The organism is Roseixanthobacter psychrophilus, assembly GCF_043195195.1.
Classification (GTDB): domain Bacteria; phylum Pseudomonadota; class Alphaproteobacteria; order Rhizobiales; family Xanthobacteraceae; genus NCEH01.
In genome coordinates this window covers 91,333-105,777 of record NZ_JBAFWT010000014.1, presented here as the reverse complement: position 1 = coordinate 105,777, position 14,445 = coordinate 91,333, and the positions used below count along the sequence as shown (strand labels likewise).

Sequence of the window (14,445 nt, the reverse complement as noted above, 5' to 3'; positions counted from 1 at the left end):
GTAAGCTTTCCCATGCACCTGCTCGCGAGCACGTCCGCAACCATCGAGGATCTGGCCGAGCCCATCGACTTGCGCCAGCCGCCCGGTGACGTGCTTGCCCTCTCCTTCACCGACAGCGACCTCCTGGCGCTCGCCGCCGCGTGGCGGCGGGGCCGCGACCGCCTGCCGAGCCTGCGGCTCGCGCGGCTGAAGGATCTGCGCCATCCCATGTCGGTGGATCTGTGGATCGACAAGGCGGCGCGGCACGCCAAGGTGATCTTGGTGCGCCAATTGGGCGGGCTCGACTGGTGGCGCTATGGCGCCGAGCGGCTGGCGGATCTCGCCCGCTCGCACGGCATCGCGCTCGCTCTGCTGCCCGGCGAGGACCAGGACGACCCCCGCCTCGCCGCCCTCTCCACGGTGCCGGCGGACCAACTCACCGACTGGCTGGGATATTTCCGCCAGGGCGGGCCGGACAACATGGCCGCGCTGCTGGAGCGGGTGGCGCGCGTGGTGCGGGGGGAAGCCGGCGCATCAATCGTCGCGCCGAAAAGCGTGCCGCCCGCGAGCTTCTATCTGCCGGGCCTTGGGGCAGTGGATCTGGCGGACGTGATACGGAACGCACCGCGCGCCGCAAGCGCTCTCCCTCCGCTTCCTCGCGACCTCCCTGCCCTTCCCCCCTCAGATCCCTCTGCTCCCCTGCCGCGCGCCCTGCTTCTGTTCTACCGCTCCATGTGGCTGGCCGGGGATCTTGCGCCCATCGATGCCCTCTGCGCGGCACTGGCGGCGCACGGCATCGCGCCGGTTCCGCTGTTTCTCGCCAGCCTGAAGGATCCCAGATCCCGCGCCTTCGTGCGCGACGCCATCGCCGCCACCGCCCCGGACCTGATCCTCACCGCCACCGCGTTTGCGGCAGGCGATGCGGAGGATATTTTCCCCGCCGGCGGGCCGCCGGTGCTCCAGATCATTCCCGCCACCACGGCGCGGGACGCCTGGGCGAACAGCCCGCGCGGCCTCGCCGCCGCCGATCTTGCCATGCACGTCGTGCTGCCGGAGCTGGACGGGCGGGTGCTGGCCGGCGCCATCTCCTTCAAGGACATGGCCGCCCCGGACGCGGACCTCGCCTTCACCGCCGCGCTCAATCGCGCGGAGCCGCAGGCCATCGCCCATGTGGCGGCGCGGGCCGCCGCCTTGATCCGGCTTGCCCACACACACCGCGCAGAACGCCGCATTGCGATCCTGATGCCCGATTATCCCGGTGCCCCCGGCCGCACCGGCTATGCGGTGGGCCTCGACGTGCCGGAAAGCGTGCGCCAATTGCTGGAGACACTGGAGCGGGAAGGCTATGACGTCGGTGCGGCGCCGGTGGATTCGAAAGCCCTGCTGGATTGCATCGTGGGCACCGCGGCGCTGCCGCTCGCCGATTATCAGCTCCTGTTCGCCGGCCTCCCAGACCCCGTGCGCGCCGCGATCACCGCCGCCTGGGGCACGCCGGAGCAGGATCGCGACCTACGGGCGGGCGTCTTCCATTTCCGCTTCGCCCGCTTCGGGCACGTGACCGTGGCGCTGGCGCCGGATCGCGGCGCCTCGCTCGACCGCCGCGCGGACTATCACGACCCGGCCTTGCCGCCGCGCCATGCCCTCCTCGCTTTCGGCCTGTGGTTGCGGCACGGGCTCGATGCCCATGCCCTTGTTCACATGGGCGCCCATGGCACGCTGGAATGGCTGCCTGGCAAGGCGGTTGCGCTCACGCAAGACTGCTTTCCGCAAGCCGTTCTGGGCGCCCTTCCGGTCATCTATCCCTTCATCGTCTCCAATCCGGGCGAGGCGGCGCAGGCGAAGCGGCGGATCGCCGCCGTCACGCTCGGCCACCTGCCGCCGCCGCTCACCGGCGCCGGACTTACCGAAGCGGAACAGACCCTCGAACGGCTGGTGGACGAATATGCCGAGGCGGACGGGCTCGATACCCGCCGCCGCGACCGGCTTGCCCGGCTGATTGTCGAGAGCGCCGCCGAAACCGGCCTTTCCGTGCGTGCCGGCATCGATGCCGGGACCGATCCGAACGAGGCGCTGCGCCGGATCGATGCCTGGTTGTGCGATGTGAAGGACATGCAGGTGAAGGACGGCCTGCATATCTATGGCGCGGAAGACGATGATGCCGACCGCACCCAGAGCGCCCACGCCGAGCGCGCGGCCCTGCTCACCGCCCTCGACGGTCGCCATGTCAGCCCCGGCCCAGCGGGCGCCCCGGCGCGTGGGCGGCGCGATGTGCTGCCCACGGGGCGCAATCTCTTCACCGCCGATCCGCGCCATCTGCCCACTGCCACCGCCATGGACCTCGGCCGCCTCGCCGCCGACGAGGTGGTGCGGACCTATCTCCAGGAGCATGGCGATTACCCCCGCAGCGTGGTGATCGACCTGTGGGGCAGCGCCACCTTGCGCACGGGCGGCGAGGAGATCGCCCAGGGGCTGCATCTGATGGGCTGCCGGCCGATCTGGGATCATGGCAGCGCGCGCGTTACCGGCATCGAAGTGCTGCCGCCCGCGAGCCTCGGCCGGCCGCGCGTGGATGTAAGCTGGCGCGTCTCCGGCCTGTTCCGCGATATTTTTCCAGCCCAGCTCGCCCTGTTGGACGCAGCAGCCCGCGCGGTCGCAGCCCGCGCGGAGGAAGCGGATGAAAATCCGCTCGCCGCTTTGGCGCGCGCCGGCGCGGATGTCGCCCGCATCTTCGGCTCGGCGCCGGGCGCCTATGGCGCTGGCATCGAGGACGCGCTGGCACGCGGGGCTTTCGCCGACCGGAGCGAACTCGGCGCCGCCTATCTTGCCGCCGCCTCCCATGTCTATGACGGGCCGGAGGGCGCGGCCCGCCCGGCCGTCGGCGCCTTCGCCGCCCAGGTGGCGCGCGCCGACGCGCTGTTGCATACGGCCGACGATCCCGCGCGCGACCTCCTGGACGGCACCGAGGATGGCGCCTTCATGGGCGGGTTCGCCGCCGCCGCCGCGCTGCTCGGGAAAGCGGTGGATCTGGTGGTGCTCGACACCAGCGATCCCGAAAAGCCGAAGGCCCGCGCCCTGAAGGATGCGCTGGCCCGCATCGTCCATGGACGCGTGTCCGCCACCTTCATCGCCGGCCAGATGCGCCACGGCCCGCGCGGCGCCGCCGAGCTGACCGAAACCGTGGACCGGCTGATGGCCTTCGCCGAGACCACCCATCAGGTGCCCCCCCACCTGCTCGACCAATTGCACGCGGCCTATCTTCTCGACGAGGCCGTGCGCGCCTTTCTGCTGCGCGAAAACCCGCAGGCGGCAGAGGCGATGGCGCGCCGCTTCGAGGATGCCCGCCGGCGCGGCCTGTGGCACGCGCGGCGCAACGATCTCGACGCGGATCTGGCCGCCCTGCGCGCGGAAGCACGTGACATCGCGAAGGCGCGCACCGAGGCGCGAAATCAAGCGACCCTTGGCACGGAGGCGGCGGAATGAACGCGCTGTCCCGCCGGCGCGGCGCCTGCCCGGCGCTGAGCGCCCCCATGGCGACCGGCGACGGCCTTCTGGTGCGCCTCGTGCCCGCCGACGGCATTTTCGCGCCGCGCGCCCTGGTGGGGCTGGCGCGGGCGGCCCAAGCGTTCGGCAACGGCATAGTGGAAGTGACCGCGCGCGGCAGCCTGCAGATTCGCGGCCTGGCGGAGGAGAGCGTCGGCCCGCTCAATGATGCCGTCGCCGCCCTCGCTCTGGTGCCGCGCGAGGGCCTCGCCATCGATGCATCGCCGCTCGCCGGCATCGACGCCGCCGAGATCGCGGACGCCCGCCTGCTTGCCGGGGAGATCGGCGCGGCGGTGGCCGCCGCCGGCCTTCTGCCCCGCCTTGGGCCGAAGGTTTCGGTTGTGATCGACGGCGGCGGCGCTTGCCCGCTCGATGCCTCCAAGGCCGACGTGCGGCTGCAAGCGGTGCGCGCGCTCCGTGGCGTGGCGTGGCGGATCGCCTTGGCCGGCGATGCGGCGCGCGCCCATCCCCTCGCCAAGCTAGGCCGGCGGGAGGCTATCGCGGCCGTGGTCGACCTCTTGGCGCGCATCGCCGCGCTTGGGCGTGCGGCCCGGATGGAAGATGTGCTGCGCCGGTCCGCATTGGACGATCGCGCGCGAGGCGCGGCATCCGCGCACGACGCATTCTCCGCCTCAAGCGCCCCCCAAGGGCCGCAAAGTCCCCTCTCCCGCGTACGGGGGAGGGGTGGGGAGGGGGAAGAGTGCCTCGACGCCGCACCGCAGCCGACCCGCACGCAGGCGAATTCTGAAGCGGACCCGGGCGCCGACCTCGCGCCCCGGCCCTCTCTCGCGCACCGGTCCCCCAAAACCCGCCCCGGCCCACTGCACCTCCACCCGCTCGCCGATGGCAGCTTCGCGCGCGGCATCGGCTTGCCGTTCGGCGCGCTGGAGGCAGAGACTTTCATCGCCCTCATCGAAGCCGCCGAACAGGCCGGCGCCCGGGAGATCCGCCTCGCCTCCGGCCGCGCGCTGCTGGCAATTGGCCTGACGCAGGACGGCGCCGCCTGCCTGGAACGGGCCGCCGCGACCCTCGGCCTCCTTACCGATCCCGCCGACCCGCGCGGCTTCGTGGCCGCCTGTCCGGGCGCGCCGGCTTGCGCGTCCGGCCTGCTGCCGGCCCGCGCGCTCGCCCCGCAGGTGGCGCGCGCGCTCGCCCCGCTGCTCGACGGCTCTTTCGAGGTGCATGTTTCCGGCTGCGCCAAGGGCTGTGCCCATCCCGCGCCCGCCGCCGTGACGCTCGTGGGGCGCGAACCGACCGGCGCGCGCCCGAATGACTTGCCCGTGGGAAACTTGCCGGCTGTGGACTTTCCCATCGCCCTCGTGCGAGAGGGCACGGCGGAGGGCGCGGCGCTCACCGCGCTTGCACCTTCAGCCCTCATCCCCACCCTCACCCGCCTCGCCGCGCCGGGCAGACAGCCCGGTGAAAGCGGGGCGCAGGCCCTGTCCCGCCTGCTCGCGCAGGCTTTTCTGGAGCGTTCCGCCTGATGGCTGCCGGGTTCGATTATGTGCGCGATGGCACCGCCATTTACGAGCGCTCCTTCGCCATCATCCGCGCCGAGGCGGACCTCTCGCGCTTCACCGAGGAGGAGGCCGACCTCGCGGTGCGCATGATCCATGCCTGCGGGCTGGTGGAGGCGGCGCGCGATTTCGTGTTCGGCCCCGGATTCGTGGCGGCGGCCCGCGCGGCGCTGAAAGCCGGAGCGCCGATCCTGTGCGATGCGCAGATGGTCGCCCATGGCGTCACCCGCGCCCGCCTGCCGGCCCGAAATTCTGTGCTGTGCACCTTGCGCGAACCCCAGGTGCCGGAACTGGCGGAGCGGCTCGGCACCACCCGGTCTGCCGCCGCGCTGGAATTGTGGCGGCCCCATCTGGAGGGCGCGGTGGTGGCCATCGGCAATGCGCCGACCGCTTTGTTCCACCTCCTGGAAATGCTGGACGCCGGGGCGCCGCGCCCGGCCGCCATCCTCGGCATGCCGGTGGGCTTTGTGGGGGCGGCAGAATCCAAGGATGCGCTGGCGGAAAACCCGCGCGGCATCCCCTTTGCCATCGTGCGCGGACGGCTCGGCGGCAGCGCCATCACCGCCGCCGCCTTGAATTCGCTTGCGAGGGCCGGCCTGTGACGGGACGTTTGATCGGTGTCGGCGTCGGGCCGGGAGACCCCGAACTCATCACGCTGAAGGCGGTGCGCGCGCTCGGCGCGGCGGACGTGATCGCGCATTTCGCCAAGGCCGGGAATTCCAGCCACGCCCGCGCCATCGCCAGTGCCCATTTCCCGCCGGGCGCCGAGGAAGTGCCGCTGCTCTATCCCGTGACGACGGAAATCCCTCATCGCGACGACGCCTATCGCAGCGCCATCGCCGCCTTCTACGACGCCTCCGCCGCCGCGCTCGCCGAACGGCTGATGGCGGGGCAGACGGTGGCGGTGCTGAGCGAGGGAGACCCGCTGTTCTATGGCTCCTACATGCATCTGCATGTGCGCCTCGCCCCGCGCTTTCCGACGCAGGTGATCGCCGGCGTCACCGGCATGTCGGGCTGCTGGTCCACGGTGGGCGCGCCCATCGCCCAGGGCGAGGACGTGCTGATGGTGCTGCCCGGCACGCTGGACGAGGATGCGCTGACGCTGCGCCTCGCCCAGGCCGATGCCGCCGTCATCATGAAGGTGGGCCGCAATCTGCCGAAGATCCGCCGCGCTTTGGAACGCGCCGGCCGGCTGGAGCGCGCCATCTATGTGGAGCGCGGCACCATGGCGGGCTGCACCCATGTTCCGCTCGCCGGACGCGACGATGCCCGCGCGCCCTATTTCGCCATCGTGCTGGTGCCGGGCTGGGAGGGCGCGGCGTGAGCGGGCATCTTAGCGTCGTCGGCCTCGGCCCCGGATCGCCGGAACAGGTGACGCCCCAGGCCCGCGCCGCGCTCGATGCCGCGCAGGAGATCTTCGGCTATGGCCCCTATCTCGCCCGCGTGCCCGAAAAGCCGGGCCAGACGCGCCACGGCACCGAAAATCGCGAGGAGCTGAGCCGGGCCGGCGCGGCGCTGGAACGGGCGGCGGCGGGGGCGCGGGTGGTGATGGTCTCGGGCGGCGATCCCGGCGTGTTCGCCATGGCGGCGGCGGTGTGCGAGGCGATCGAGCACGGCCCGCCGCCATGGCGCGCGGTGGAGGTGGAGATGGTTCCCGGCATCACCGCCATGCTGGCCGTTGCCGCCCGCATCGGCGCACCGCTGGGCCACGATTTCTGCGCGCTCTCGCTATCCGACAATCTCAAGCCCTGGCCGCTGGTGGAGGCCCGCCTGAAGGCGGCGGCGCAGGCAGGGTTCGTGATCGCGCTCTACAATCCCATCAGCCGCGCCCGGCCCTGGCAGCTCGATCGCGCCTTCGAGCTGCTGCGCGGCGTGCTCGACCCGTCGGTCCCGGTGATCTTCGGCCGCGCGGCGGGACGGCCGGACGAGCGGATCGTCCTCTCCACCCTCGCCGAGGCGAAGGGCGAACAGGCGGACATGGCGACCTGCGTCCTCATCGGCAGCGAGGAGACGCGGATCGTCGAGCGGCCGGGATTGTCCCCGCTGGTCTATTCCCCCCGCTCCGCGCGGGCCGCGGGATGAAGGCGGGCGTCCAGCCACGCCACCGCCGCATCGGCATCGCTCACCCGCGCCACGTCCGGCAGCGGAGGGCGGCGCAGCATCACCACTTCGATGCCGAGGGCGCGGGCAGCGGCGATCTTGCCATAGGTGGCGGTGCCGCCGCTGTTCTTGGCGACGATAATATCGATGCTTCGCGCCGCGAGCAGGGTCCGATCATCGGCCTCGGTGAAGGGCCCGCGCGCGAGGATATATTCGGCCGTCGGCACCGCGAGCGGCGGCGTGATGGAATCGACGCTGCGCACCACATAGGCATGCTGGGGCGCCGCCTCGAAGGCGCGCACCTCGTTGCGGCCGAGGGCCAGGAACACCCGGCGGGGCGCGGCACCGAGCGCATCCACAGCCGCCGCCACATCAGGCACCTCGCGCCAGCGGTCGCCCTCTTGCGCCTCCCAGGCCGGACGGCCGAGGGCCAGCAGCGGCACGCCGGTCGCCGCGCAGGCCGAAGCCGCATTGCGCGAGATGTTGGCGGCATAGGGATGGGTGGCGTCGATCACCGCGCATGTCCCGTGGGTGCGCAGGAAATCCGCCAGCCCCTCGGCGCCGCCGAATCCGCCGCTGCGCACCGGCACCGGCTGGGGCGCGGGATGTTCGGTGCGTCCCGCAAGGGACAGCAACACGCTAAGATCAGGGCGATCTGCGAGTCGCGCCGCCAATTGCCGGGCGTCTTGCGTGCCGCCGAGAATGAGGATCGGTCGCGTCATGGCTGAACCGCAGGAACAGGATCGAGCATCGGGCGAAGCCATCGGCACCGGAGGAACGGGGCCGGAGACTGCCGCACCCGCCCCCTGGCTGTCCATCGTCGGCATCGGCGAGGATGGACTCGCCGGCCTTTCGCCAGCGGCACGGGCGCGCATCGAACAGGCCGAGATCGTGTTCGGCGGCGCGCGGCATCTGGTGCTGGCGGCAGAGGCGATCATCGGCGAGGCGGTGCCTTGGCCCAGCCCCCTCGCCGACGGCGTCGCCGCCGTGATTGCCGCCCGCGGGCGAAACGTCTGCGTGCTCGCCTCGGGCGATCCGTTCCTGCACGGGGTCGGCGCGACGCTCGCGCGCCAGATTCCTGCCGGCGAAATGCATGTCATCCCCGCCCCTTCCGCCTTCAGCCTTGCGGCCGCGCGGCTCGGCTGGGCGCTGAGCGAGGTCGCCCAAATCTCCCTGCACGGCCGCGAGATCGGCCGCATCCGCCCTGCCCTCCATCCCGGCACCCGCATCCTCGTCCTGACCTCGGATGAGAACGGCCCGGCCGCCCTCGCCGCCTTGCTGGCGGGGCTCGGCTTCGGCGCCTCGCGCATCACGGTGCTCGAAGCGCTGGGCGGGCCGCGCGAGCGCATCCGCACCGCGCGGGCGCACGACTTTGCGCTCGCCGACATCGACCCGCTCAATGTCCTCGCCATCGAGGTTGACGGGCGCGGCGCGGTCCTCACCCGCGCCGGCGGGCTGGATGATGAATTGTTCGAGCATGACGGGCAGCTCACCAAGCGGGAGATCCGCGCCATGACCCTCTCCGCACTCGCCCCGCGCAAGGGCGAGTTGCTGTGGGACGTGGGCGGCGGCTCCGGCTCCATTGCCATCGAGTGGCTGCTGGCGGACCCATCGCTCTCGGCCATCGCGGTGGAATCCCACACCGAACGGGCCGCGCGCATCTGGCGCAATGCCATTGCGTTCGGCGTGCCCCATCTGCGCATCGTCGAGGGCAAGGCGCCGCAGGCGCTGGCGGGCCTGCCCGCACCGGACGCCATTTTTCTTGGCGGCGGAGTGAGCGACGAGGGCGTCGTGGCGGCTGCCGAGGCGGCGTTGAAGCCGGGCGGGCGGATGGTCGCCAATGGGGTGACGCTGGAAACCGAGGCGGTGCTGCTCGCGTTGCATGCGCGACTGGGAGGTGATCTGGTGCGGATCGCGATATCCCGTGCCGTGCCGGTCAAGACCATGACCGGATGGCGACCCGCCATGCCCATCACCCAATGGCGCTGGCAAAAGCCAGGGAGTGAGGCGGAATGATCGTGGCCGGCATCGGCAGCCGCCGGGGCGTCTCGGCGGAGGAGGTGATCGCCACCATCGATGGCGCCCTCGACCGCGCGAACCTGGAGCGCGGCGACCTCGGCGCCGTGGCAACCCCGGCCGTGAAGGGCGGGGAAGTTGGCATCTCCCAGGCGGCCGCCGAACTCGGCTTGCCGCTGGTTTTGGTGCCACAGGGCCAGTTGGAGGCGATGGCGGAGCGGGTGCAGACCCATTCCGAGCGCGTGGTCGCCCTGCTGCGCGTGCCCTCGGCAGCGGAGACCGCCGCGCTGGCGGCGGCGGGGCTCGGCGCGCAGCTTCTCGGGCCGCGCCTTGCGCTGGGGCCGGTCACCTGCGCCCTCGCGCGCAGCGGAGAGGATTCGTGACTGTACATTTCATCGGCGCAGGTCCCGGCGCGGCGGACCTCATCACGGTGCGCGGGCGCGATCTGCTGGCCCGCTGCCCGGTGTGCCTCTATGCCGGCTCCATCGTCGCGCCGGAATTGCTCGCCTATTGCACGCCCGGCGCGCGGCTGATCGACACCGCCCCGCTCGATCTCGACCGAATCGAGCAGGAATATGTGCGCGCCCATGAGGCGGGGCAGGACGTGGCGCGGCTGCATTCGGGCGATCTCTCGGTCTATAGCGCGGTGGCCGAGCAGATCCGCCGGCTGGAGCGCCACGGCATTGCCTATACGCTCACGCCCGGCGTGCCGGCGTTTGCCGCCGCCGCCGCCGCGCTCGGGCGCGAGCTGACCGTGCCTGAGGTGGCGCAGAGCTTGGTCATCACCCGCATTTCCGGCCGCGCCTCGGCCATGCCGCCGGGCGAGACCCTGGCCGCCTTCGCCGCCACCGGCGCCACACTGGCGATCCATCTCGCCATTCACGCCCTGGAGCGGGTGGCCGCGGACCTCATCCCCTTCTACGGCGCCGATTGCCCGGTGGCGGTGGTGGCCAAGGCGAGCTGGCCGGACGAAAAGCTGGTGCGCGGCACGCTCGGCGACATCGCCGCAAAGATCGCCGCCGATCCCATCGAACGCATGGCGCTGATCCTGGTGGGGCCGGCGCTCGGCGCGCGCGATTTCCGCGAGAGCGCGCTCTATGACGTGGATTATGTGCGCCGCTTCCGGGGCATGGCTACCTAGAGCTCAGCCCTTCCCCGCCGGCGCGAACGGCGCGCGGCCCATGAGCGTGCCGGCGCGATCGAACACCAGGATTTCCAGCGCCATATCCGCCCGCCCCAGCGCCGCCGCCGCAGTGGTCCAGGCGCGCGCGGCCACCAGATCGCCGAGCATCAGGCCGTCAGCCGTCGCATGCTGGAAGGCTTCCGCCACCGTATTGGCGGCGCGGATGCGCGCGCACAGCCCGGCCGAGCCGCCCGCCGCCCCGGCAAGAACCGCGAGCGCCTCCAGATCCGGCGCGCCGCGCTTGGAATGCAGGTCCAGCAGGCCTTGCGCGAGCTTGGTCATCTTGGCGACGCCGCCCGCCACCGTGACCTTGGCGACGGGATGGGCGCGCAGATATTTCAGCATGCCGCCGACGAAATCCCCCATGTCGATCAGCGCCACCTCGTCGAGGCCGTGAAATTTCTGCGCCGCCGCTTCCGAGGCCGAGCCCGTCGCCCCCGCCACATGGTCGAGCCCCATGGCGCGCGCGACATCGATGCCGCGATGGATGGAGTGAATCCAGGCCGAGCAGGAAAAGGGAATGACGATGCCGGTCGTCCCCAGAACCGAAAGCCCGCCGAGAATGCCGAGGCGCGGATTGAGGGTCTTCAGCGCCAGTTCGGCGCCATGCTCGATGGAAATCTCCACCTCCGCGTCGGCAGCGATGCCCTGCGCCGCCGCCACTTCCGCGATGCCCTGGGCGATCATGGCGCGCGGCACGGGATTGATGGCGGGTTCTCCGGGCGGGATCGGCAGGCCGGGCCGCGTCACCGTGCCCACCCCCGCCCCGGCGCGAAACACGATTCCGCCGCCAGCCGGCAGGCGCTTCACCCGCGCCATCACCAGCGCGCCGTGGGTGACGTCGGGATCATCCCCCGCATCCTTCACGATGCCGGCCATGGCGCTGTCCCCCTCCAGCGCCTGCACCGCCAGCGCGAAGGCCGGACGGGCGCCGGAGGGCAATTGCACCTCCACCGGATCGGGAAAATCGCCGCCCGCGAGCGCCGCGAACGCCGCCTTGGCCGCGCCGGCCGCACAGGTGCCCGTGGTCCAGCCGCGCTTGAGCGGCCGGTCGGGGGGCAGATCGAAATCGGCGCCGTCGAAATCGGAGCCGTCGGGGTCGGACGCGGCGGGATCGCTCATGGTCCTTTCATACGGCCGGCGCGGGCCTGCGTCACGGGCAGCGCGGACCACGCGGCTTGCCGCCCCCGGCGCCCTCCTCTAAGACGCGGCTTTCCGCACAAGAACAACAGGCGCATTTTCCCATGTCCACGCAGAGCAACAAGCCGAAGGCACGGCTCCCGCGCGGTCTCGTCGACCGGCACGGCGCGGAGCTGGCCGCCACCCGCGCCATGCTGGACAAGATCCGCGCCGTCTATGAGCTCTACGGCTTCGAGGCGCTGGAGACCCCGGCCATCGAGTACACCGACGCGCTGGGAAAATTCCTGCCCGACCAGGACCGGCCCAACGAGGGCGTGTTCTCGTTCCAGGACGATGACGAGCAGTGGCTCTCGCTGCGCTACGACCTGACCGCGCCGCTCGCCCGCCACGTGGCCGAGCATTTCGAGCAATTGCCGAAGCCCTACCGCTCCTATCGCTCCGGCTATGTGTTCCGGAACGAGAAGCCGGGCCCCGGCCGCTTCCGCCAGTTCATGCAGTTCGACGCCGACACGGTGGGCGCGCCCTCGGTCTCGGCGGACGCGGAAATCTGCATGATGGTCGCCGACACGCTGGAAGCAGTGGGCATCTGCCGCGGCGACTATGTGGTCAAGGTGAACAACCGCAAGGTGCTCGACGGCGTGCTGGAGGCCATCGGCCTCGGGGGCGAGGCGAATGCCGGGCGGCGGCTCACCGTGCTGCGCGCCATCGACAAATTGGACAAGGTGGGCCTTGAAGGCGTGCGCGACCTTCTCGGCAAAGGCCGCATGGACCCCTCCGGTGATTTCACCAAGGGCGCGGGGCTGGACGGCGCGGACATCGACAAGGTGATCGCCTTCGTCAGCGCGGGCGCTGGTCTCGGTGGGCTCGACAAGCTGGAGCTGGTGGTCGGCGAGAGCGAGATCGGCCGCGCGGGCCTGGACGAGCTGCGCCTCATCTGCAAGCTGGTGGCCGCCGCCGGCTATGATGACGGGCGCATCCTCGTCGACCCCTCGGTGGTGCGCGGGCTCGAATATTATACCGGCCCGGTCTACGAAGCCGAATTGACCCTCGATGTGAAGGACGCGGACGGACGGCCGGTGCGCTTCGGCTCGGTGGCGAGCGGCGGGCGCTATGACGGGCTGGTGGCGCGCTTCCGGGGCGAGCCGGTGCCGGCCACGGGTTGCTCCATCGGCGTCTCCCGCCTGCTCCATGTGCTCGCCCATCTCGGCAAGATGGAGAGCGCGGCCGAGATCGGCCCCGTCGTGGTGCTCGCCATGGACAAGGAGCCGGAGCGCGTCGCCGACTATATGAGGATGGTGTCGGAGCTGCGCGCCAACGGCATCCGCGCCGAGATGTATCTCGGCGGCTCGGGCATGAAGGCGCAGATGAAATATGCCGACAAGCGCGGCGCCCCGGCCGTGGTGATCCAGGGCTCCAACGAGAAGGCCGTCGGCGAGGTGCAGGTGAAGGACCTCGTGGAAGGCGCCCGGATCGCCGCTGGCATCACCGACAATGCCGAATACCGCGCCGCCCGCCCGGCCCAGTTCGCGGTGAAGGAAAGCGAATTGGTGGAGGCCATTCGCGGCATTCTCGAACGCCGCGCTGCGCCGACCCTCGGCCTTGCGGACTGACCGCACGCTCTCCCGCAAAAGCCCGCCTTCCGCTAAAGCCAGCCTCTTCCCCTCTCCCGCGTGCGGGGGAGGGAGCAAGCGGGGGCGGCAAGATGCACTCCGCTGCCACATAGGTGCGGATCAGGGAGCAACCACTGCCGCGGAGCGCACTTTCGCGCCACGGCCCAACGCCACGATTCCCACCACGGCGGCGGCGAACAGCAAAGTCTCAAGGTCCGGCACCTCGCCATTGATCGGCCAGGCGAGGCCCACGGTGACGAAGGTCTGCAGCAATTGCACCTGCGACACCCGCGAAATACCGCCGAGCGCGAGGCCGGCGTTCCAGAAGAAGAAGCCGATATATTGGCTCATCAGCGCCACATAGAGCATTCCGGCCCAGGCGCCCGGCGGCACCACACCCACATCGGCGGGAAAGGTGAGGAGGCTCAAAGGCAAGGTCAGCGGCAGGGCGAGGACGAGGGCCCAGGAGATTACCTCCCAGGCTTCCATATGCCGGGCTAGCCTCGCGCACACGGGATAGCCGATGCCACAGGCCACCACCGACAACACCAGCAGCGTGTCGCCGAAGCCGAAACGATCGGCGCCGCCGTTGCGCAGGGCGAATGCAACCACCACGCCTGCGCCGACCAGGCTGAGGAGGATGAAGGCGCGGCTCGGCCGTTCCCCGGCGAGTGCCGCCGCGCCGGCCATGGTCGCCAGCGGCAGCAGCCCGAGCACGACGCCCGCATGGGCCACCGGCACCGTAAGCGTGGCGAATCCCATCAGCAGCGGAAAGCCGAAGATGAGGGTCACGACCACCACTATCAGATCCAGGATCACGCCGGGGTGGCGCGGCACCGAACGGCCGCGCGCCAGCAGCAGCGCGCCCGCCACGAGCCCGGCCAGTGCGGCGCGTCCGAAGGTCAGAAAATCCGGGCTGAGGCCCGTGAGCGCCAAGCGGGTCGCCGGCAGGGTCGCACCGAAGATCAGCACACCGATGAAGCCGAGAAAAAGCCCGAGGGGAACACGTGAGGGCATGGGCGAACGGCACCTGAAGCGGCGTCTACCTGCACGCCTGGACGAGGAGAATGAGCGGCACCCGGCGCCGCCCTGATGCAAGCGGCGATGCCAAAGGCGGCGTCCCCCGGCCGCGACCCGTTCTAGGCTCCGGTCCGCGCAGCGAATAGCCAAAGGATGCGATGGCATCCATCACTTCTCGTGACCAATCCCGGCGGCGCTCTCGCGCGGCGCGCCCTGCGGCGCCTCCCGAAAGCCGCAAGACCGCAGCACTTTTGCCTGCTATATCTTGGACTTGACCGTGATGCCTAGGCGTGATGCCGGCAAAATTCATCATGGACGTGTGCGCCGCAGCAGTTACACT

Annotated in this window: 12 protein-coding genes; 9 read left to right on the top strand and 3 right to left on the bottom strand. The window is 71.2% G+C overall.

From position 1 onward, the window contains the following. Window positions 1-12: 12 nt before the first annotated feature. From cobN to V5F77_RS14440, 5 genes are read left to right on the top strand one after another with little or no spacing between them, the layout of a single operon-like run. Complete coding sequence (gene cobN, locus V5F77_RS14460; RefSeq protein WP_429006059.1) at window positions 13-3,459, top strand: cobaltochelatase subunit CobN; 3,447 nt, start codon at window positions 13-15, stop codon at window positions 3,457-3,459. Beyond that, a complete protein-coding gene (gene cobG / locus V5F77_RS14455; RefSeq protein WP_429006058.1) occupies window positions 3,456-5,003 on the top strand; it encodes a precorrin-3B synthase in 1,548 nt (515 codons plus the stop codon). Before cobN ends, cobG begins: the two co-directional genes overlap by 4 nt. Continuing rightward, the gene (locus V5F77_RS14450) at window positions 5,003-5,638 is read left to right on the top strand and encodes a precorrin-8X methylmutase (protein WP_429006057.1); all 636 of its coding nucleotides are present in this window, start codon (window positions 5,003-5,005) and stop codon (window positions 5,636-5,638) included. The genes cobG and V5F77_RS14450 overlap by 1 nt, the downstream gene beginning before the upstream one ends. After that, window positions 5,635-6,360: a precorrin-2 C(20)-methyltransferase gene (locus V5F77_RS14445; protein ID WP_429006056.1), complete on the top strand. Its 726-nt coding sequence runs from the start codon at window positions 5,635-5,637 to the stop codon at window positions 6,358-6,360. Before V5F77_RS14450 ends, V5F77_RS14445 begins: the two co-directional genes overlap by 4 nt. Then, window positions 6,357-7,118: a precorrin-3B C(17)-methyltransferase gene (locus tag V5F77_RS14440; protein WP_429006055.1), complete on the top strand. Its 762-nt coding sequence runs from the start codon at window positions 6,357-6,359 to the stop codon at window positions 7,116-7,118. The genes V5F77_RS14445 and V5F77_RS14440 overlap by 4 nt, the downstream gene beginning before the upstream one ends. Here V5F77_RS14440 and V5F77_RS14435 read toward each other — a convergent pair. After that, window positions 7,085-7,858 (bottom strand): cobalt-precorrin-6A reductase, encoded by a 774-nt coding sequence (locus V5F77_RS14435; protein WP_429006054.1) that lies wholly within the window; start codon window positions 7,856-7,858, stop codon window positions 7,085-7,087. The genes V5F77_RS14440 and V5F77_RS14435 overlap by 34 nt on opposite strands. On the opposite strand from V5F77_RS14435, the gene cbiE reads away from it, so the two are divergent. From cbiE to cobM, 3 genes are read left to right on the top strand one after another with little or no spacing between them, the layout of a single operon-like run. Beyond that, window positions 7,857-9,152 carry a precorrin-6y C5,15-methyltransferase (decarboxylating) subunit CbiE gene (gene cbiE, locus V5F77_RS14430; protein WP_429006053.1) on the top strand — a complete coding sequence of 432 codons (1,296 nt, stop codon included), beginning with the start codon at window positions 7,857-7,859 and terminating at the stop codon, window positions 9,150-9,152. The genes V5F77_RS14435 and cbiE overlap by 2 nt on opposite strands. Further along, window positions 9,149-9,535, top strand: a complete 387-nt coding sequence (locus tag V5F77_RS14425) for a cobalamin biosynthesis protein (RefSeq protein WP_429006052.1) — start codon at window positions 9,149-9,151, stop codon at window positions 9,533-9,535. Before cbiE ends, V5F77_RS14425 begins: the two co-directional genes overlap by 4 nt. After that, entirely contained in the window at window positions 9,532-10,293 is a 762-nt protein-coding gene (cobM, locus tag V5F77_RS14420) for a precorrin-4 C(11)-methyltransferase (protein ID WP_429006051.1), read from the top strand. The genes V5F77_RS14425 and cobM overlap by 4 nt, the downstream gene beginning before the upstream one ends. Before the next feature lie 3 nt (window positions 10,294-10,296). Here the strand turns inward: cobM and V5F77_RS14415 are convergent, their stop codons facing one another. Next, window positions 10,297-11,457, bottom strand: a complete 1,161-nt coding sequence (locus V5F77_RS14415; protein WP_429006050.1) for a cobalt-precorrin-5B (C(1))-methyltransferase — start codon at window positions 11,455-11,457, stop codon at window positions 10,297-10,299. Between the two features lie 122 nt (window positions 11,458-11,579). On the opposite strand from V5F77_RS14415, the gene hisS reads away from it, so the two are divergent. Beyond that, window positions 11,580-13,085 carry a histidine--tRNA ligase gene (gene hisS, locus V5F77_RS14410; protein WP_429006049.1) on the top strand — a complete coding sequence of 502 codons (1,506 nt, stop codon included), beginning with the start codon at window positions 11,580-11,582 and terminating at the stop codon, window positions 13,083-13,085. Between the two features lie 120 nt (window positions 13,086-13,205). Here the strand turns inward: hisS and V5F77_RS14405 are convergent, their stop codons facing one another. After that, complete coding sequence (locus V5F77_RS14405; protein WP_429006048.1) at window positions 13,206-14,102, bottom strand: DMT family transporter; 897 nt, start codon at window positions 14,100-14,102, stop codon at window positions 13,206-13,208. Between the last annotated feature and the right edge of the window lie 343 nt (window positions 14,103-14,445).